This is a genomic window from Methanobacterium sp. (assembly GCA_016222945.1).
Lineage (GTDB): Archaea > Methanobacteriota > Methanobacteria > Methanobacteriales > Methanobacteriaceae > Methanobacterium_D.
The window spans coordinates 22,808-42,012 of sequence record JACRPY010000003.1 but is presented as its reverse complement, the minus strand read 5'-3'; the positions used below and the strand labels follow the sequence as shown (position 1 = coordinate 42,012).

At 32.7% G+C, this 19,205-nt stretch carries 18 protein-coding genes, 1 tRNA gene and 1 pseudogene; 5 read left to right on the top strand and 15 right to left on the bottom strand.

Features of this window, described 5'->3' with window-relative positions:
- The first annotated feature begins 252 nt into the window (after positions 1-252).
- Positions 253-648, top strand: coding sequence for a helix-turn-helix domain-containing protein (locus HZC47_04805; GenBank protein MBI5680195.1), 396 nt, complete (start codon positions 253-255; stop codon positions 646-648).
- A gap of 9 nt (positions 649-657) precedes the next feature.
- Here the strand turns inward: HZC47_04805 and HZC47_04800 are convergent, their stop codons facing one another.
- Both HZC47_04800 and HZC47_04795 read right to left on the bottom strand, forming a co-directional pair.
- The gene (locus HZC47_04800; GenBank protein MBI5680194.1) at positions 658-2,037 is read right to left on the bottom strand and encodes a cysteine--tRNA ligase; all 1,380 of its coding nucleotides are present in this window, start codon (positions 2,035-2,037) and stop codon (positions 658-660) included.
- Positions 2,038-2,260: 223 nt separating this feature from the next.
- Positions 2,261-2,331: transfer RNA gene (locus tag HZC47_04795), tRNA-Cys, on the bottom strand.
- Between the two features lie 357 nt (positions 2,332-2,688).
- Between HZC47_04795 and HZC47_04790 the strand changes: the two genes are divergently transcribed.
- The 4 genes from HZC47_04790 (at position 2,689) to nifU (ending at position 7,234) form a co-directional block, all read left to right on the top strand.
- Complete coding sequence (locus HZC47_04790) at positions 2,689-3,996, top strand: O-acetylhomoserine aminocarboxypropyltransferase/cysteine synthase (GenBank protein ID MBI5680193.1); 1,308 nt, start codon at positions 2,689-2,691, stop codon at positions 3,994-3,996.
- A gap of 74 nt (positions 3,997-4,070) precedes the next feature.
- Positions 4,071-5,540 carry a homoserine O-acetyltransferase gene (locus HZC47_04785; protein ID MBI5680192.1) on the top strand — a complete coding sequence of 490 codons (1,470 nt, stop codon included), beginning with the start codon at positions 4,071-4,073 and terminating at the stop codon, positions 5,538-5,540.
- Positions 5,541-5,610: 70 nt separating this feature from the next.
- Entirely contained in the window at positions 5,611-6,783 is a 1,173-nt protein-coding gene (nifS, locus tag HZC47_04780; protein ID MBI5680191.1) for a cysteine desulfurase NifS, read from the top strand.
- Between the two features lie 37 nt (positions 6,784-6,820).
- A complete protein-coding gene (gene nifU, locus HZC47_04775) occupies positions 6,821-7,234 on the top strand; it encodes a Fe-S cluster assembly scaffold protein NifU (protein ID MBI5680190.1) in 414 nt (137 codons plus the stop codon).
- A gap of 21 nt (positions 7,235-7,255) precedes the next feature.
- Here the strand turns inward: nifU and HZC47_04770 are convergent, their stop codons facing one another.
- The 13 genes and pseudogenes from HZC47_04770 to HZC47_04710 form a co-directional block, all read right to left on the bottom strand.
- On the bottom strand, positions 7,256-7,693 hold the full coding sequence (locus HZC47_04770) for an MOSC domain-containing protein (GenBank protein MBI5680189.1): 438 nt from the start codon (positions 7,691-7,693) through the stop codon (positions 7,256-7,258).
- Positions 7,694-7,773: 80 nt separating this feature from the next.
- Positions 7,774-8,595, bottom strand: coding sequence for a thiazole biosynthesis protein (locus HZC47_04765; GenBank protein ID MBI5680188.1), 822 nt, complete (start codon positions 8,593-8,595; stop codon positions 7,774-7,776).
- Positions 8,596-8,763: 168 nt separating this feature from the next.
- The gene (thiI, locus tag HZC47_04760) at positions 8,764-9,909 is read right to left on the bottom strand and encodes a tRNA 4-thiouridine(8) synthase ThiI (protein MBI5680187.1); all 1,146 of its coding nucleotides are present in this window, start codon (positions 9,907-9,909) and stop codon (positions 8,764-8,766) included.
- Between the two features lie 156 nt (positions 9,910-10,065).
- A pseudogene (locus HZC47_04755) lies at positions 10,066-11,131 on the bottom strand (PLP-dependent transferase).
- 152 nt (positions 11,132-11,283) lie between these two features.
- Positions 11,284-12,051: a DUF4013 domain-containing protein gene (locus HZC47_04750; GenBank protein MBI5680186.1), complete on the bottom strand. Its 768-nt coding sequence runs from the start codon at positions 12,049-12,051 to the stop codon at positions 11,284-11,286.
- Between the two features lie 68 nt (positions 12,052-12,119).
- A complete protein-coding gene (locus HZC47_04745) occupies positions 12,120-13,241 on the bottom strand; it encodes an AAA family ATPase (GenBank protein ID MBI5680185.1) in 1,122 nt (373 codons plus the stop codon).
- 248 nt (positions 13,242-13,489) lie between these two features.
- Positions 13,490-14,341 (bottom strand): TIM barrel protein, encoded by an 852-nt coding sequence (locus HZC47_04740; protein MBI5680184.1) that lies wholly within the window; start codon positions 14,339-14,341, stop codon positions 13,490-13,492.
- 58 nt (positions 14,342-14,399) lie between these two features.
- On the bottom strand, positions 14,400-15,374 hold the full coding sequence (locus HZC47_04735; GenBank protein MBI5680183.1) for a radical SAM protein: 975 nt from the start codon (positions 15,372-15,374) through the stop codon (positions 14,400-14,402).
- A gap of 40 nt (positions 15,375-15,414) precedes the next feature.
- On the bottom strand, positions 15,415-16,173 hold the full coding sequence (locus HZC47_04730; GenBank protein MBI5680182.1) for a HEAT repeat domain-containing protein: 759 nt from the start codon (positions 16,171-16,173) through the stop codon (positions 15,415-15,417).
- Positions 16,174-16,224: 51 nt separating this feature from the next.
- The gene (locus tag HZC47_04725) at positions 16,225-16,593 is read right to left on the bottom strand and encodes a hypothetical protein (protein MBI5680181.1); all 369 of its coding nucleotides are present in this window, start codon (positions 16,591-16,593) and stop codon (positions 16,225-16,227) included.
- A complete protein-coding gene (locus tag HZC47_04720) occupies positions 16,590-16,910 on the bottom strand; it encodes a hypothetical protein (GenBank protein ID MBI5680180.1) in 321 nt (106 codons plus the stop codon). Before HZC47_04720 ends, HZC47_04725 begins: the two co-directional genes overlap by 4 nt.
- Before the next feature lie 192 nt (positions 16,911-17,102).
- A complete protein-coding gene (locus HZC47_04715) occupies positions 17,103-18,230 on the bottom strand; it encodes a DUF362 domain-containing protein (GenBank protein MBI5680179.1) in 1,128 nt (375 codons plus the stop codon).
- A gap of 14 nt (positions 18,231-18,244) precedes the next feature.
- The gene (locus tag HZC47_04710) at positions 18,245-19,180 is read right to left on the bottom strand and encodes a flippase-like domain-containing protein (GenBank protein ID MBI5680178.1); all 936 of its coding nucleotides are present in this window, start codon (positions 19,178-19,180) and stop codon (positions 18,245-18,247) included.
- Between the last annotated feature and the right edge of the window lie 25 nt (positions 19,181-19,205).

Below are 19,205 nucleotides of genomic sequence, written 5' to 3'. Positions count from 1 at the left end.
TGTAATTATTTATTTTTTCAGGTAGGTTACTGCCCTGAAAATGTGATCCTATTATTTTTGGATAGTTAAAATAAAAATAAACGTAACTAATTAAATATTTCACATAAAAATATTAGGCTGGAAAAATATAATATAACAGGGGTTATATTTATTTAAATGCAATATCAAATTAAATATTATCAATTTTCATTCATAGGGAAAATGGAAATAATCAACTAAATTTTAATATTACAATTAAACGGGCGTGATAAAGTGAGACCACCATGTGAAATAGTTGTATGGTACGTAATTCCAACCATACGATCTGAATTAGCCAAAGAACTTCTTAGTTTGGGTATGAAGCAAAAAGAAATTTCTGAATTACTGGATATAACTCAACCTGCAGTTTCACAGTATATAAGTGATAAAAGAGGGCATGGAATTAAGTTTGATGAACATACGATGAGCATGATTAAGGATTTTGCATTAGATCTTAAAGAACAAAGGATGGAACAAGGTGGCATGATCCGCAGAATTTGTGAGATATGTAAAAACGTTAAAGCAGAAGAAATTTTATGTCAATTGCATAAAGAGAAAGATAACATCCCTGGAAGTTGTAATGCTTGTATGGGTTCTGAAAGAGGTTCGAAACAGGATTATTGTATATAATTGATATTATTATTTATCCTCTAAATGGATACCAGCATCACGTAACATGCTTCTTATTTCATCTGCAAGCTCATAATTCTTATTTTCACGGAGCTTTTTCCTTACATCAATGAGTATATTGAGTAATTCTTCTGTTAAATCGTTATTACGGGATTCAACTGAAAAATTAAGTCCTAAAATATCTCCAAATTCATTAAACAATTCTTTTATTTCTTTAAACATATTTTTGGGGATTTTTCCTTCATTTATGCCTTTATTTATGTCTCTTATAAAATTGAAAAGTACTGAAAGTGCAATAGGCGTATTAAAGTCATTATCCATTGCATCTAAGAATTCTTCTTTAGTATTTTCTAATATTTTAAAATATTTTTCATCAGCTTCGTGGTTTTCAGCTATATCTGCTTTTAAGATTCCATCAATAGTTTCCATTAGTTTATGAATCCTTTTAAGGCTGTTTTGTGACTGTTGAAGTGATTCGTCGCTAAAATCAATGGGACTTCTGTAGTGAGTTGAAAGAACAAAAAATCTAAATACTTGAGGGTCATACTCCTCAAGCAACTCTTTAATTGTGATGAAATTTCCAAGTGATTTGGACATTTTCTCTCCGCTGACGTTCAAAAAACCTGTATGCAACCAGTACTTCACCATTGGTTTTTTACCTGTTGCAGATTCCATTTGAGCAATTTCTGCCTCGTGATGAGGGAAAATAAGATCTAATCCTCCGCCGTGAATATCAAACTGACCTCCAAAATAGGTTTCAGTTATTGCAGTATCTTCAATATGCCATCCTGGCCTTCCAGGTCCCCACGGGGAGTCCCAGGATGGTCCATCATCTCTTTTTTTCCATAGCGCAAAATCTCCATGATTTCTTTTTGTTTTATCGGGATTGACTCTATGAACGTTTAAATCTTCAATATTTCTATTCGAGAGTTTTCCAAAGTCTTCAAAACGAGATTCATCAAAATAAACTCCAGTAGAAGTTTCATAAGCAAATTTTTTATCAATAAGTGTTTGAATTTGATTAATGATTTCATCAAGGTGTTCTATTGCCCTTGCATAAAAATTAACGTTATTTACATTTAATAGTTCCATATCATGGAAATAGAGTTCTTCAAATTCCTTGGCAAGCTTTAATGGTTCAACTCCAATTTCATTTGCCCTTTTAATTATTTTATCATCGATATCTGTGATATTTTGCAGATAAAAAACACTGTATCCTTTGTATTTAAGATATCTTGCTATAACATCAAAAGCAATATATGTTCTCCCGTGTCCTATATGTGATTTATCGTAAACTGTTGGCCCGCATACAAACATTTTAATTCTATTTTTGTTTATAGATTTGAACTCTTCTTTTTTATGGGTCATGGTGTTGTATACTTTCAGCATAGGGCATCAAACTCAAAAATTTGATTTAAATAATTCTTAAATAAATTATAATTAGTAATTTGTATAATGAGATTGAAAAGGTATTTGATTTTAGCCTCACTTTTTCTTGAAAAAAGCCCTCGAAAATATTTGATTTTCGGGGCACTCAAAAATTCTATGTTTGGTGCAGAGAAACTTTAGTTTCGCATGCGCCAAAAATTCAAAGAATTTTTGTGCGGTTGAAGGCCGAGATTGGGATTTGAACCCAAGTATCATGGTTTGCAGCCATGCACCTCGCCTCTCGGTCATCTCGGCAAAATAGATATATACTAAGTTAACAATTGTTATATATATAGTTTACTCAACTAATTGTTATTATTGTTAATTATCATAAATTTATTTTTTGCAGATAAAGAAGTAACGAGAATGTCCGGAATTATTTTAAATGGAGAAGTAGTTCATTTGGGTAAACTTTAAATAAGAGGAAATTAGTATATAAATATAACAATTGTTATACAATACATTAATAATATTTTTCATAGATTAAAAATGCTTGAAATGCTCTTTTATAACTTTTAAACATAAATTAAAATTGTAAAATGAGTCAAGCATGATATTAAAATCTATGGGCTGGAGGATGCCAATAAAACGAATTTATTGGAGGGAAAAAAAATGACCGAAGAAAAGAAGAAAGAATATGGATTAAGTACATTGGGATTGCACGTAGGACAGGAAGAACCTGATCCGGCAACAGGAGCAAGGGCTGTGCCCATTTATCAGACATCATCCTATGTTTTTAATGATACGGAACATGCGGCAAATCTTTTTGCCTTGAAAGAGTTTGGAAATATTTATACTCGTATAATGAATCCTACTAACGATGTTTTTGAAAAAAGAATAGCGGCCATTGAAGGAGGAAATAGTGCTTTAGCTGTGGCTTCTGGGCAAGCTGCAAATACATATGCGCTATTAAACCTTAGTTTACCTGGAGACGAAATAGTTTCTGCAAATAACCTTTACGGTGGAACTTATCAGCTATTTAATTATACATTCCCTGAATTAGGCCGAAAAGTGAATTTTGTAGAATCAACAAATCTGAAAGCATTTGAAAATGCAATTACAGACAAAACAAAGGCTATTTTCGCTGAATCAATAGGTAATCCAAAGTTAGACGTACCTGATTATGAAGGAATTGCAGAAATTGCTCATGATAATGGAATTCCATTTGTAGTTGATAATACAACAGGAGTAGGACTTGTAAAGCCTATCGAATATGGAGTAGATATAACAACACTTTCTGCAACAAAATTCATAGGAGGACACGGTACATCCATTGGAGGAGTAATAGTTGATTCTGGAAACTTCAATTGGGGTAATGGAAACTTCCCTGTGTTTACAGAACCAGATCCAAGTTATCATGGCTTAAATTATTGGGAAGTATTCGGAGATTTCCCGGAATTGGGTAATATTGCATACACAATAAGAGCACGGGTGAGACTACTCCGTGACTTAGGGGCAGCTTTAAGTCCATTCAATGGGTTCATGTTCTTACAAGGTCTTGAAACACTGGATTTAAGGGTTAAAAAACATTCAGAAAATGCATTTGAAGTTGCAAAATTCTTAAAAAATCACCCGTCAGTAAACTGGATAACTTACCCTGGATTTGAAGATGATTCTGCTCATGAACTAGCAGCTAAATATTTAAAAGGTGGATACGGGGCTTTAATTGGATTTGGTATTAAAGGAGGACTTGAAGCCGGTAAAAAATTCATTGAAAACACCAAACTTCTTTCGCATCTTGCAAACATTGGGGATGCAAAAAGTCTGGTAATACACCCTGCTTCAACAACCCACCAACAACTTACACTGGAAGAACAGGTCCAAACTGGTGTTACAGAAGACTTTGTAAGGCTTTCCATTGGTCTTGAAAACGTTGAAGATATTATAGCAGATATAGATCAGGCATTATCCAAAATATAGTTGAAAACTTTCATTATTTGCCCAAAAATCTAATAATGAAACGAGACTTAACAAAAACTATGGGATTTAGGAAAATGAAAAAAGAATCAGTGGGGCTTGTAGATACGCAGTATTATAATCTTTCGGATGATTTAATGCTGGAAGGTGGAGGCAGGCTTAAAAAAGCCACAATAGCCTATGAAACCTACGGTAAATTAAATAAAGAAAAAAGTAATGCTATTTTGGTCTGCCATGCCCTTTCTGGAGATGCACATGTCGCTGGATGGCATGAAGGAGACAGAAAACCAGGATGGTGGGAAACCATAATTGGCCCTGGAAAATGTTTGGATACAGAAAAATATTTTATAATCTGTTCTAATGTTATTGGTGGCTGTAAAGGCTCAACTGGTCCTTCTTCAATCAATCCTATAACTGACAAACCTTATGGATTGGATTTTCCAATAATTACTATTTTTGATATGGTAAATGCTCAAAAAAAGTTGATAGATCATTTGGGCATTAATCAACTTTTTGCAGTTGTTGGAGGTTCGATGGGAGGAATGCAAGTTCTTCAATGGTGTGTTTCTTATCCTGACATGGTACGATTGGCAATCCCAATAGCTACAGCAGCTAATTCTGCCCCACAACAAATTGCATTTAATGAAGTAGGTAGACAGGCAATAATATCCGATCCAAAATGGAACAACGGTTCTTATTATTCTGGAGAAATTCCTAAGGACGGATTAAGTCTTGCCAGGATGATAGGACACATAACATATCTTAGTTATGAATCAATGTATCAAAAATTCGGCAGAAGACTTCAAGATAAAGAAAAATACAGCTTCGATTTTTCCCTAGATTTTCAAGTTGAAAGCTACCTTCACTATCAAGGAGAATCTTTTGTAAAGAGATTTGATGCAAATTCATACCTCTATATAACAAAAGCCATGGATTATTTTGATTTAACAAAAAATGGATCCCTTGCTGAAGGTTTAAAAGATGTTAAGGCTAAATTTCTGGTTATTTCAGTGGATTCTGACTGGCTGTATCCTCCAGCACAATCAAAGGAAATTTTAATGGCATTAACAGCAAATAATATAGATGTAAGCTATCACGAGCTTAAATCACCCTATGGGCATGACGCTTTCTTACTTGAAGAAGGTCAGTTGAATTATATTATCAGTGGATTTCTTTCAGATATTCTGGTTGGAGATGTAATGACTAATGAAGTGGCTAAAATAAGTGAAGAATCAAGTATAGATGAAGCAGCAAGGCTCATGCTTGAAAATAGAGTTACACACTTACCTGTAATAAATGAAAATAATAAATTGATAGGTATAGTGACTGCATGGGATATTTCAAAGGCTGTTGCCTTAAAATACAGTAAATTAGAAGAAATAATGACAAAAGATGTTATAGTAGCTAATCCTGATGACCAGATAGAGATAGCGGCGGAAAAAATGAAAAAATACAATATTTCATCGCTGCCGGTTGTAGATGATAGTCAAAGAGTTATTGGAATCATTACAACTGACCATATAAGCACTTTAATAACAAGGGATTAGTTGAAAAGATTTAAAATAATTAACTTTCATAATTAATTTGTAATAGGAAAGAGTTTTTTGAGGTGAAATAATGATTTATATGGACCATTCAGCTACATCACCAGTTGACAGGGAAGTATTTGAAGCAATGAAGCCATATTTTGTGGATAAATTTGGAAATGCATCTACATTATACTCTATGGGAAGAGATGCAAGAAAAGCAATGGAATCTGCAAGAACACAAGTAGCATTACTTATAGGTGCAAAAGCTGAAGAAATCATTTTTACAAGCGGAGGTACAGAATCTGATAATATTGCTATTAAAGGCGTAGCTTACCGTTTAAAAGATAAAGGAAATCACATAATCACAAGTGCTATAGAACACCCTGCAGTAGAAGAAACGTGTAAATATTTAGAAAAGAATGGATTTGAAGTTACATATCTACCGGTTTATGAAGAGGGTATTGTCAGAATATCTGATTTAGAAGATGCAATAACTGATAGGACTATTTTAATTACAATTATGCATGCAAACAATGAAATTGGAACAATCCAACCTATAGCAGAAATTGGTGAAATTGCAAGGGAAAAGGGGATTTATTTCCATACAGATGCAGTTCAAAGTGTTGGTAAAATCCCTGTAAATGTTGAAGATTTAAATGTAGATATGTTATCTCTTTCTGCACATAAGGTTTATGGGCCAAAAGGAATAGGGGCATTATATGTAAAAAAAGGAGTTAGATTAGAGCCAATAATCCATGGTGGTGGCCATGAAAAAGGTTTAAGGCCAGGAACAGAGAATGTTGCAGGGGTTGTTGGTCTGGGTAAAGCTTGCGAAATTGCAGAAAAAAATCTCTCTTATGATGCGAAATATATAACAAATTTAAGAAACAAATTAATAAAAGGAGTATTAGATTCAGTAGAACAATCCTATCTAAATGGACATCCCATAAAAAGACTTCCAAATAATATAAATTTCAGATTTAGCAGCATTGAAGGTGAATCATTAGTATTACACCTTGATTCTAAAGGTATAGCAGCTTCAACAGGTTCTGCATGCTCATCAAAGAAATTAGAACCATCACATGTCCTAACAGCTATTGGCCTTAAAGAAGTTGATGCCCACGGTTCACTGCGTTTAACACTTGGAAAAGAAAACACTGCTGAAGACATTGATCATGCAATAAAATCTATTCAAGAAGTAGTTAAAACTTTAAGAGAGCTTTCACCTCTCTGGTGTGCAGCTCCCGATGCAGAAAAATGAAAATAAAGTTAATTTATGCAATTAGAGGTTGATTTATATGTATAGTGATAAAGTAATGGAACACTTTCAAAATCCGCGAAATGTTGGTGAAATAGAAGATGCAAATGGCATAGGGACTGTAGGAAACCCTACATGTGGAGATCTAATGACAATTTACATTAAAGTTAAGGACGACGTGATTGAAGACATTAAATTCAAAACATTTGGCTGTGGTGCGGCTATTGCAACAAGCAGTATGGTAACTGAAATGGCAATGGGAAAAACAATTGAAGAAGCCTTAGAAATTACTAGAAACGATGTTGCAGATAACCTTGAGGGGTTGCCCCCTGTTAAAATGCATTGTTCAAATCTTGCAGCAGATGCATTGCACGCTGCTATTGATAACTACAGGGAAAATAAAGGAGAAAAAACAGAGGGTACACGTATCTGCACAACCTGTGAAGAAGAATAAAACAATTCTTTTTTTGATTAATTAGATTATTTTTATTTCATCTCCTATTTTTACAATTCCACTTTTTACTACTTTTGCAAATATTCCTTCTTTGGGCATGATACAGTCACCTGCTTGCTTATAGATTGCACAACGCGTATGGCACTCTTTACCGATTTGAGTAACCTCTAAAATAGCATCATTACCCACAATCAGTCTCGTTTTTATAGGTAAAACTTTGAGGTCAATACATTCTGTAGTTAAGTTTTCTGCAAAGTCTCCAGGATTAACATTTAAGCCAAGAGCCCTCATTTTATTTATACTTTCTAAGGCAAGTAAACTAATTTGACGGTGCGTATTGCTGCTGCTATGGGCATCACCAATAATGCCATAATTTTCTTTAAGCTCTGCATATCTCACGTTAATTTTCTTAACTTGCTTCGTATCACTTGTACAAACTGCAATAATTTTAGCTGCCATAAAAATCGTCTGCAATAATTTTTTATGAAAAATAGAATAAAAAAAATAAAAATTTAAGTTATTAAGCTCTATTAACTTAGTTATTTACTTACCACTGCAGTTTCAGATGTTTTCGTATTTATACTGCCTTTAATTTTATCAAAAATCAATTCAGCCACTTTTTCACCAGATACAAGCATTCCTCCAAATGTAGGTCCCATTCTTGCTTGTCCATAGGTAGTTGCAACGGACATTCCAGTTACATAAAGGCCAGGGAACACTTCTTTTGTATGTTCAACAATGGCATCTTCTGACTTTTCAACCCACATTCCACCAAATCCTTCAATATCTACAAGTCCACGTTCTTCTAATGATTTAACAACTACAGCGTCGTGTCCAGTTGCATCTATTACAATTTTTGATTCAATGGCGACAGGATCAACACAGGTTATAGCTCTTGGAAGTGCAGAAACTGGTGTCCAGTTCATAACAATACCACAAACACGGTCATCTCGTAGGACTACATCATCAAATTTAGTCATGTTAATTACTTTAGCTCCTGCATCCATTGCACTTGCAATTAGCTTAGAACAGGCATGAGGGCCATCTGCAACAAATAATCCTTTTTTTACTTCTTCGTAAGGCACTCCTATTTCATCAAGTATCCTTTGACCTGGAGCTCTTACTGTTAGTTTATTCATTAAGTAGCCACCTATCCAGAAACCGCCGCCTAGATAATTGTTGCTTTCTATGATAAGTGTTTTAACACCTTTTTCTGCAAGTTTTTTTGCTGCTACAAGTCCGCTTGGACCTGCTCCAACTATAATTACGTCACTTTCAATGTAGTCTATAAATTCGCTGGTAAATCCTTCTACAATGGCCTTTGTTACATCTTTTTCTGATATTTTTGAAAATTTCTCCATATATATCCCCATTTATTTTACTTAACAATAGTTATATAACGATTGTTACATATAAATATTGTGCATTAAATGCTACATAAATTAAAAATAGAACATTTGAGGTTTTTTTAAATTCTAAAATATTAAAAAAAAATAAAAAATAAGTTAAATTTTTTGTAAAATTCAAGATTATTTAGTTTTAAAAGAAGAAAACACTTTTTCAGTTTCCGAATCAAAATTAATTTTTTCCAGCACTTCTAAAACCTTTTCAAGGTCAGCATTAGTTTCTGGATATTTTGGAACCGCTGTGCATCCTGGTGCAGGCAAAATAGAGATATCAAAAGTCCCTATCTTTTTTCCCATATTTTCTATTTCCACCTTGTCAAGACCTATTAATGGGCTTAAAACAGGCATTTGTGTTATGTATCTTGTTGCAAGCAAATTAGGGAGTGTTTGAGATGCAACCTGTCCTAAACTGCTTCCATCAACTATTGCAAGGGCATCTTCTTCTTTTGCAAGCTTTTCAGCGATTTTATACATCCCACTTTTACATAAAACACAAGTTAACCGCGGATTTGCATTTTCAATACAATTTTTGAGGAATTCTCCATAATTTCCTTCATAAAACTTAAGCTTTGAAGGTGAATATTCGTTTAGTTTTTCAACAATTTTAAGAACTTTCTCATTTGAGCCTCCAGTGTAAGGATAGTTATTAAAATTGAGTATTATAAGTTCACAGCCTCTTTTCATCATTAAAAATGCTGCAACAGGCGAATCAATACCTCCAGATACAAGTGCAATAACCTTTCCTTGAGTTCCAACTGGAAGGCCTCCTAACCCTTGAATTTTTTCATGGAAAATATAGGTTTTATCTTCTCTTACTTCTATAAAGAATTCAAAATTAGGTTTACTTAAATTTACAGGTGCTCCCGTTTTTTTAACAATTACTGAGCCGCAAAACCCTGCCATTTTTTGGCTACTGAATTCATGTGTTCCTACTCGTCTGCACCTTACTGCAAAAGATTTTTCAGATGAAAATAAACCTTCAGAAAGTAAATTATCCGTATATTTGCTTAATGTTTCTTCTATGCTCTCAAAATCGGTTTCGGTGGATACTGCAGGAGAAAATGAGACTACGCCCATTATCTTATTTAAAGATTCAATTGCATCATCAAAGTTTTCTGGATATAAAAATATTCTGCCTTGATTTATCTTAATTTCACATTTCAACTTGCTTTTTATATTTGATATAAGCTTATTTTCAAATCTACGCCTTACTTTAGGGCTTTTTACTCCAATTTCTCCATATCTAACGATTATAAGTTCATAATCCATTTTTTAATACTCCTCTGGATTTAAAAAGTATGATAATTTAAAATATTAAATTTCTTATTTGTATATTATATGTTTGGTAGCTTATATTTTTAAATTAATAAAATTTAAAACAAACTTGGAAATTAAAAATAGCATTTTAATAGTTCCTTATTTGAATTATAATTTATTTGAAAGTCCTTTGCTTAAATCTTCAATTAAATCATCAGCATCTTCAAGTCCAATGGATAATCTGATTACATCATCAGTTATCCCTGCATTTTTACGGCCTTCTTCACCCATTGAAGCATGACTCATTGTAGCAGCATGTTCTACAAGTGAATCTGCCCCACCAAACTACTCCTCCGAATCCTTTCATCTGTTTTTTGGCAATTTCATGACCTTTATGGGATGGAAGCCCTGGATAAAAAACATCACTAACTTTAGGGTGTTCATTTAAGTATTCAGCCACTTCTTGTGAGTTTGCCGCGTGCTTATCCATCCTAAGGGGCAGTGTTTTTATACCTCTAAGTACAAGCCATGAATCGAAGGGAGATGCGTTTGTTCCAAGCCCATTTAACTGGAAATGAACTTCTTCTGCTAGTTTATCTGTTGTTGTTATTACAGCTCCCCCAATAACGTCACAATGCCCGTTTATATATTTAGTTGTGGAATGAACTACAATGTCAATTCCAAAGTCAATTGGTCTTAAAAAATAGGGCGATGAAAATGTGTTATCTGTAACTGTTAGCAAATTATGTTCTTTTGCAATTTTTGAAACCATTTCAAGATCAGTAATAGTGAGTAATGGATTTGAAGGAGTTTCAATCCATATCATTTTTGTGTTAGGCTTTATTGCATTCTTAATTTTTTCAGCATCATCGAGTCTTATAAATGTGAATTCAAGGCCAAATTTGGTCATTATCTCTGAAAATAGCCTGTAGGTACCTCCATAAAGATCATCGCAAGCTATAATATGATCTCCTGCTTTCAATATATGTATTACGCTTGTAATTGCTGACATTCCGCTTGAAAATGCAAATCCTGCATTGCCTCCTTCCAGTTCTGCAAGGGCTTCTTCCAAGGCACTTCTTGTAGGATTACTTGTTCTTGAATAATCATGTTCTTTGGGTTTCTCGTAGTCATCAAAGACAAAAGTGGAAGTCTGCCATATGGGTGTTGAAATTGCACCGGTTGCTGGACATGGTGACCTCCCTGAGTGTACTGATTTTGTATTAAACTTCATATTTTGCCTCCTATTTTATATAAATTTGTGAAAATGTTCATTTTATATAAATTGATTTTTTGATACTAGATTTAAAAATAGATTCCTTTTTAAAAATATTAACAATAGTTATATAACGATTGTTATATATGTTTTTCGGGCGCAATATTGAACTAAAGAGATTCCATATAAATTAATGCAGTAAATCTGGCTGAAAACATAATAAGATAGGGGGCAAGTAGTTCTTCTGCAAAGAAAAAACCGAATATATTGGTGGATCCTATTATTTCTTTTAGTATTGGTCCTCCAATTGCCACTAAACCAAAAATAATAATTATATAACTGATAAAAAGTTTTTTAAAGCCTATTTTTTTTATTTTCTTAAATATTTGAGGAATATTGAATGCATGTTTAAATGAACCGCCTTTAGAGGCCATGTAGGGTATAGAAACTGTAAAAATCATATCTGCAAGAAATCCTAACATGATTACAACAATTAAAATTAAAATGGAAATTTCAATGCTTAATGGAGGAAATCCTAAATTTATTTCATTAAAAATATTATCTAAAATGACTAATAAAATGATAAAAGGCACTGAAAAGTAGATAATTCCAATAATTATCTCGTTAATACCGTGTTTAAACATAGAAATAAAATGATTCAATTTAGGAGGATTTTCAATTTGTAAAACACTTTTTTCAATTATTTTGAAGGAATAACCTGCTTCAAAAACTGTAAAAATGATTACTATTAAAAAAAACAGCATCATCATCACTAATAGTGCTGTAGCCCCAAAAACATCGTATACATAAAAATAAAGATCATTATATTGACCTAAAAGAAAAGCGCTTATTAAAATCATTAAACCAAGTAAAAGCAGCTGTTTTATTCCGAAGAAAGGATATTTTGCTGCATCATATAGCATTTCACTTATTTTCATATATTTTCATCCTTTACTATTTAAAATAAGAAAAAAGGGGAATAGAGAATATTTAATAATATATTCAATCATGCGAACATATGTTTAGGTTCATTTTTCTCTTTTTTATGCATTTTTAAGGCATATTCCATGTGATCCCATGTAACTGTATTCATATCTTCAGAAATTGCTTTATGAAGGGCTGTTTTTAATAAACGTTCCTTAATATCTCTGCCAGACATTCCTTTACTGACGTTTGCCAGCTTTTCAACATTTACATTAACTTCAAAGGGCATTGTTTTAATGTAATTGGTAAGCATGCTTATTCTTTGTTCTTTATTAGGAATTACAAATTCTATCTCTTCTTCAAAACGGCTTCTTATTGCAAAATCAAGTAAATGTGGATTATTAGTAGCACCTATGGTCACAACACCATAATTCTGGTCTATTCCATCCATTTCAGTAAGAAGGGCGTTTACAACTTCTGAAACGTCTCCCCTGAGTGATTGGTATTTCCTGTCAAGCCCAACAGCATCCATTTCATCAATAAATATTACTGAAGGAGCTGATTGTGTCGCAATTTCAAAAAGTTCATGTATTTGCCTTGCACCATCACCAACATGTTCACCTATAAGCCTTGTTGCTTTTACAAGGAATAATGGAACTTGAAGTTCATTGGAAAGTGATTTTGCAAGCATTGTTTTCCCTGTCCCCGGCTGTCCATAGAAAAGAACATTACGGGGGGCCCATTCTTTAAATTTTTCAGGGTCTTGCAGATATTTCATTATTATCTTACATTTAGTCTTGGCACGCTCTTGACCTACAACATCTTCCATTTTAATATTGCTTTCAATTTTCTTAAACTCCTTATCTTCTTCACTCTCCATTAGGAGTATTGAAGTATTTGCAGTTATCTGGGAGCTGTTTGGATGTGCTTTTATTATTTTAAATGCATAATCTGGTAGTAATTTTTGATCAAATAAAAAAGAACCTTCATAAACTGTGTAGCCTTCCCACTGTTCTTGAGCATAAAGTTCAAAAAGCTCTTTATCAAATATCTCTATTTTTGGATTTTCAACTAAATTACAAAGGAAAGGATAACCAATTGATTGTAAAACAACTACTTTTGCTTCTTTTTTAGGCCCACCAGTAGTTTGAGGTGTCTTTTTTTCTATTATATAGGGATCGGATACTGTATTGCTAAATTTCACTAATACACCTTCTGATGTTAATTATATGGGTTAAAATTAAGTTTTTAAGCATGCAAAAAATGAGATTTTTTGCGGTTACGAAATGTAATTTCGTAAACATGAAAAATTCGTAAATTATTTTAATTTTATACATTTTCATAGAATGATATGTACAATAATAAATAAAAACTTTAGCCTTTATTTTATCAAAACTAAAATATAGAACATGAAAAATAGAATTAGTTCAACACCATTTAAATAGTTTATGATTACTGAATTAAAACTTTCTTTAAAATTTTTTCATATTCATTTTTCATAATTAAAGCATCTTGGTCTAAAAAAGGCGTTTCACATATCACAGTGATATCAAACCCATTTTCTGAAATTAATTCAAGTAATGGGATAAGAGGCGGCCCAAAATTTTCATCTGCAAGCACATGATGCTTTCTCTCACCAGCATCAGTATACTCTATCTTTGTAAAATGTGAATGAAGTGTTTTAGTGCCTAATTCATTCTCAATTTTATCAAATATCTTTTTGTAATCTTCTTTAGTTTTAATACTTCCTCCAGATCTTGCATGTATATGGGCGAAGTCTACAGTCGGCGCGAAATTGTCAAAAGATTGACATATATCTATTATTTCCTCAAGAGATCCAAATTGGGATTTTTTACCTGTTGTTTCTGGTGCAAATGTATATTTTTTAATTCCAAGACTTTCAACTTTTTCTAAAAGCTGGGAAATCGCAGATTTACATTTTTCTGCAGCTTCCATGGGAGAATATTTTGTATAAAAACCCATATGAAAAACAATTCTATAAGCGCCCATCCAATCTCCGGCTTTAGCTGATTGAACAAGCCTTAAAATTGATTTTTGTATTGTTTCTTCCTTTTGAGAAGATAAATTAATGTAATAAGGCGCATGCATTGAAACTAAAACATCATTTACTGCTGCATTTTCATAAAGCTCAAGTGCAGATTGTTTTGATATTTTAACACCATAAGTAGCTTGATATTCGAAGGCATTAAGTCCAATTTCCTTTACATAATCACAAACCTTTGTAGTTTTACCATTAAATCCTATGGGTCGTCCTGCAGGTCCGAATTTTATATTAGATTCCATAATATCACTTTTTAATCTTTAAATATTATTTACGCGAGTTAATAGTTGATTATATTCTTTAAATTATCCTGTTTTTAATTTCATATTTTTTGCATATTTCATTTGCTCTTTCTGTGAGTTCTTTTTGATATTTTTTATTAGGATAAAAATTATTTCCAAATAAAAGTTTAGTTTTCTCTAAAAGTTCTGGAAAATGTTTTCTAAGCGTATTATAATAAACAGGCTTACAATCATTTGGTTCATCTCCAAATAACGTTAAACCACCGGTTAGAATAGAATCTGCACCATAATTTTTGGCTAAAACCACCATTTTTTCTATTTGTTTTGGGGTGTCTGATAAAAAGGGTAAAACAGGCATATAACATACTCCTACTCTAAAACCTTCATCTTTAAACTTTTTCATGGTGTTAAGTCTTTCTTTGGGCGTAGGGGCGTTTGGTTCAAAGCCAGCAAATCTTTGATTTGCGCCCCCAAACCTATGGTTTTGAGGGATTTTAGCCAGTTTCTCATCAGGAGTGGAAAAAGAAAAAGATACAATGGCTCCTCCTTTTAATTTGGGCTTTAAATCAGGAGGTAAAATAGCATTTTCATTGATCTTCTTTAAAATATCCATATCCCTTAAAACAAGAGTAGATCTAGTTAAAATACTTACTGGGAATTTGAATCTTGCTATTATCTCAAGTAATCTTCTTGTTAACTTTAATTCTTTTTCAACCTCGTTATAGGGTTCTGTTGATGATGCAATTCCTATTATTCCATATTCTTTATTTTTGGCTCTTCTTTTAAGCTGTTTTACCAGAATTTCTTCGGCATTTGCCTTAACTTTGAGTTTATGTGTTGTATCTCCGCCATAATGGCTTCCTCGAATGTAGCAGTAAAGACAATTATAAGAGCATCCAAGATAAGGATTAAGTGAATAATCTACTAAAAACCATGAATCTCGTTTTTTAGCCTTATTTAAAATTGATTTTACTCGAATTTCTTCATATTTCCCATGGGTTTTAGGAGTTCTAAAATCTAATTTGGTTTGAATATCTTCGCTCAAAATATTCACCATAAATGGTTAATTAAACTTAACTATAGATTTTCTGCTTAATATATTCTTCAGCTTCTTTAGGGGATTTTTCAGCAAATTTATAGCGTTTATGAACTGCTATAATTTCAATTAAAGCATCATTGACTAATTTTTTGTTCTCCCATTTTTTCAAAGAAGAAATAACGGTTTCTAAGCATCCTTTCTTGTAGCTTATCTGTGAAAGGACATGGATCACCATTTTTCTTACTTTCCTGTTTTTTTCATCTTGCATTTCTTCTAAAAGGGGCAATATATCTTGAGGATGTGTTCTTCCTCTAAGTTCAATTCCGTGAACCAATATTCTACGTACTTCGGGGTCTTCATTATGTAAAAACTTTTTTGCAAATTCTAAAGTAGGTTCTGGATTTTTTTGACCCATCTGCTTTAAAGCACCCATTACAGCATTCTTTACAACATGATGTTCATCATTTAGGGCAATTTCTAAATGTTTTAAGGAGCTATCAGCATCATTCTTTCCAATTTCACCGAAAATATAAACTGCAGTTTGTCGTACATTTTCATTTTCATTTTTAAGAAGATTTTCGGCCACTTTAAGAATGTATTTTCTTAGATCTTCATTTTCACGGTAGATTCTTCCTAAAATAAGATAAGTGTTTTTTCGAATGTAAAAATCATCATCAGAAGCATAATTAAGAATTTTTTTATCTTCATTAGCTTCCAAATAATTTTTTATTGATTTTTCTATCTTTAAAACTAATTCTTTTCTTTCTTCCTTTGAAAGATCGTAGAAGCCCATAGTCTCACCTAAAACCATTAACTTTCTCTATAATTCTCTTTATTTATTATTTCATTGTATTCTTTCACCAAGAATAATTTTAGGTGCTTTAACCAGGCATCGATTAAATTCTTTAAAAAAATTCTCTAGACCTGATTTTGTTGCTTTACCGTGTGTAATCTCGTTATCTAACTCCCAATAAAGTACATAAGTATAAAATTTTGGCTTTCTAGTGAGTTTTATAGGTGGTCTTCCAGCTTTTGCATCACTGAAGCTCCCGGGGCGATGTGTTCGCCTCATATATTTCACATCTTTAACTCCAGGGAATTCACTGTGGTGTTTTAGAACTTTTTTAATCAATCCCTCGAATTCTTCAGTTTTATCAGGTTTTACTTCGTATAAACAAACTTCAACAAAAGATTTCTCTTTATCAGTATTCATATCATCACTCCTGTTAAATATCCAATAACTACTCCACCTAATATGCCAATAATTAATATAGGAGCATAAGTCCTGCTTATAATTGCTGAAGGAAGAGAAAGACCGAGCCCTATTAAAGCCCCTATAATGATTGGATTAATGCCAATGGCCATATTGGGGATTATAAAGCCTATCATAAAACGATCTATGAATGCTCCAGCCATAGCATCCCTTCTCTCGCGTTGATCTTCAAATTTTATAGGTATCATAATCAGCACAGATATTATTCCAAAGATTAATCCGGCGATAACTCCAAAAATAATAGGATTCATGTTCATAGTCATAATCTTGTCGTTTTATTATTTATTTTTTTATATTATTCCTTTTAGCATTCTAGCTTGAAAATATTGTAAAAAAAACAATCTTATACACTCACGATATAAAAAATGCAATCTATTGAATAAAATAATTGGAAGATTATTAGACACTATGAAGAATAAAATTAAGGTAAAATCAAAAAATAAAAAAGATTAATAAGGATTCCAGTCTTTAACCTCATCATACTCTGGAAACGTCCCGTACTCATATTCATCAAATAAATGGCCCCATTCTGTCTTTTTATATTCATTTATCCTCTTTTTACCAGTAGTTGGGTACCATAATTTATCATGATAGAATTCTGAAGCGAATATAAATGTTTTGAAGATGGGAGAATTGAATAGGAGGTTATGTAGCCATTTAACGTTCATAGTGCTTTTCCTTATTCGTTGATCCCACTTTACAACTGGACTTCTACTGGTTTTAAATCCAAAATTTAGATTTTTTAAATCTCCTTTATCCATGCCCACAATTTCAATCTGGTCAATATCTCCCATTCCTAATCCTTTATCATGGGCCATTTTAATATAATCAATTTTCAACGGGTCAAATCCCATTACACTAGCTGCAAGAGCATCTATTGCTACTTGATCTTCACTTGCAAGGATTATATTACCAATAAAAGGTTCCATTGTTCGGGGTCCTGCACCATCTCCGCAAACGCCACCGTCCATAACTGAAAAAATTCCATTATGAATCTCTTTTTGGATTGCCAGTAAATCAACAAGGACTTCATGTATCTTTTTGTGTGCATGATGCCTGTATTTAGGTATTAATCCTCCGAAAGCATTTTTCATGGCGCCTGTGGTTGTGGTGTGACCATGAGTCTTTACCGTTGGAAAATGAATCACATTAGAGTTATAAAACATCTTAGGAACTAATACTCCTCCAAATATATCATCCATTGCAAGCATTTCAGATTTAGGTTTATGTGAAACCCATTCCACATCTGTTAAGGGTTTGAAATCTATTTCATGGCTATTTAAAAGAGGTAGCCATTTGTTGTAATATGCTCCCTTCCAGGGATGTGTTACCACTGTCTGATTTTCCACAGCAACAACATCAGTATAATTATCCTTCTTTAAAGTGTTTAAAACACCTTCAAGTTGCCATGGTGGTGTTGAACACGCAGGATAATAAAGTGTCCATGAAAGGTTAAGTTTTAAGATTGTTTTATCTTCTTTTGATAATGATTCTGTATAATTTGCTAAATTCATGATTTGGTTATAATCATGGGTCACGGTTTCTGGTGATGTTTTCATTATTGCAACCTTTGACATTATTTCACCTCTAATTATGTTTTTGGAGTTTCTCCCATAATTCTCTTTTTAAATATTAAATACACAAGGAATCCTAAAATCGCACCATACCACAGTGTTCCAAATCTTATTATTATGGCCACACCCACGGATATGGTTGATGTTAATCCGAAATATTGCAACATTCCAGAAGTTGTGGCTTCTGCAATCCCTAATCCTCCAGGAATCATGCTTACTGCGCCTGCAAGAGATGCGAAGCTGAAAACGAATGTTGAAATTATCAGACTAATGGATTGTCCAAATCCAATTATTACAAAGTACAATGCGAGACATTCAAAAAACCATGCAAAAACACTTAAAAATGACATTCCCACCAAATTTTTAGGTTGCATTGTTTGTTCAAATGTTGTATGCATTGTTTTAATGTCTTTTGAATATTTACCTGCCCTTTTTTCAAGCACAGAAATTACTATGTCTGAAACCTTTTTTGACCTTACAGCCACAAAAAATAGGGTAAATATCACGATTAACGCGATTATAATATAGCTTCCTTCTTTATAATATAAAATTCCAAGCAATGAAAGAATTATAAGGCCAATAAGGTCTGTAACACGGTCTATTATAACTACAGGGACTGTTTTGCTTAAACTTTCTCCATTTATATCTTTTATTAGCCATCCTTTCCATATTTCTCCAACTTTGGCAGGAGTTATAATCATCCCTAATCCACTGAAAAACACAAATAAATTGTCTTTAAGGTTTAAATGAACTCCAACACTTTTAAGGAAGAAATTCCACTTTATAAACCTTATAAAATATGCTATTGTAGTTAAAATTATCATTACAGGGATGAATATCCAGTTAAACTTTTCAATGGCAGATAAAAGATCCCCAAAATTGGCATATATTCCCATGATAAGGTAAATTAACACTGCAAAAAGTATAATCAGCCAGAATTTGTTTTTTGCCATAATTTCACTCTGTTAATGCTAATAA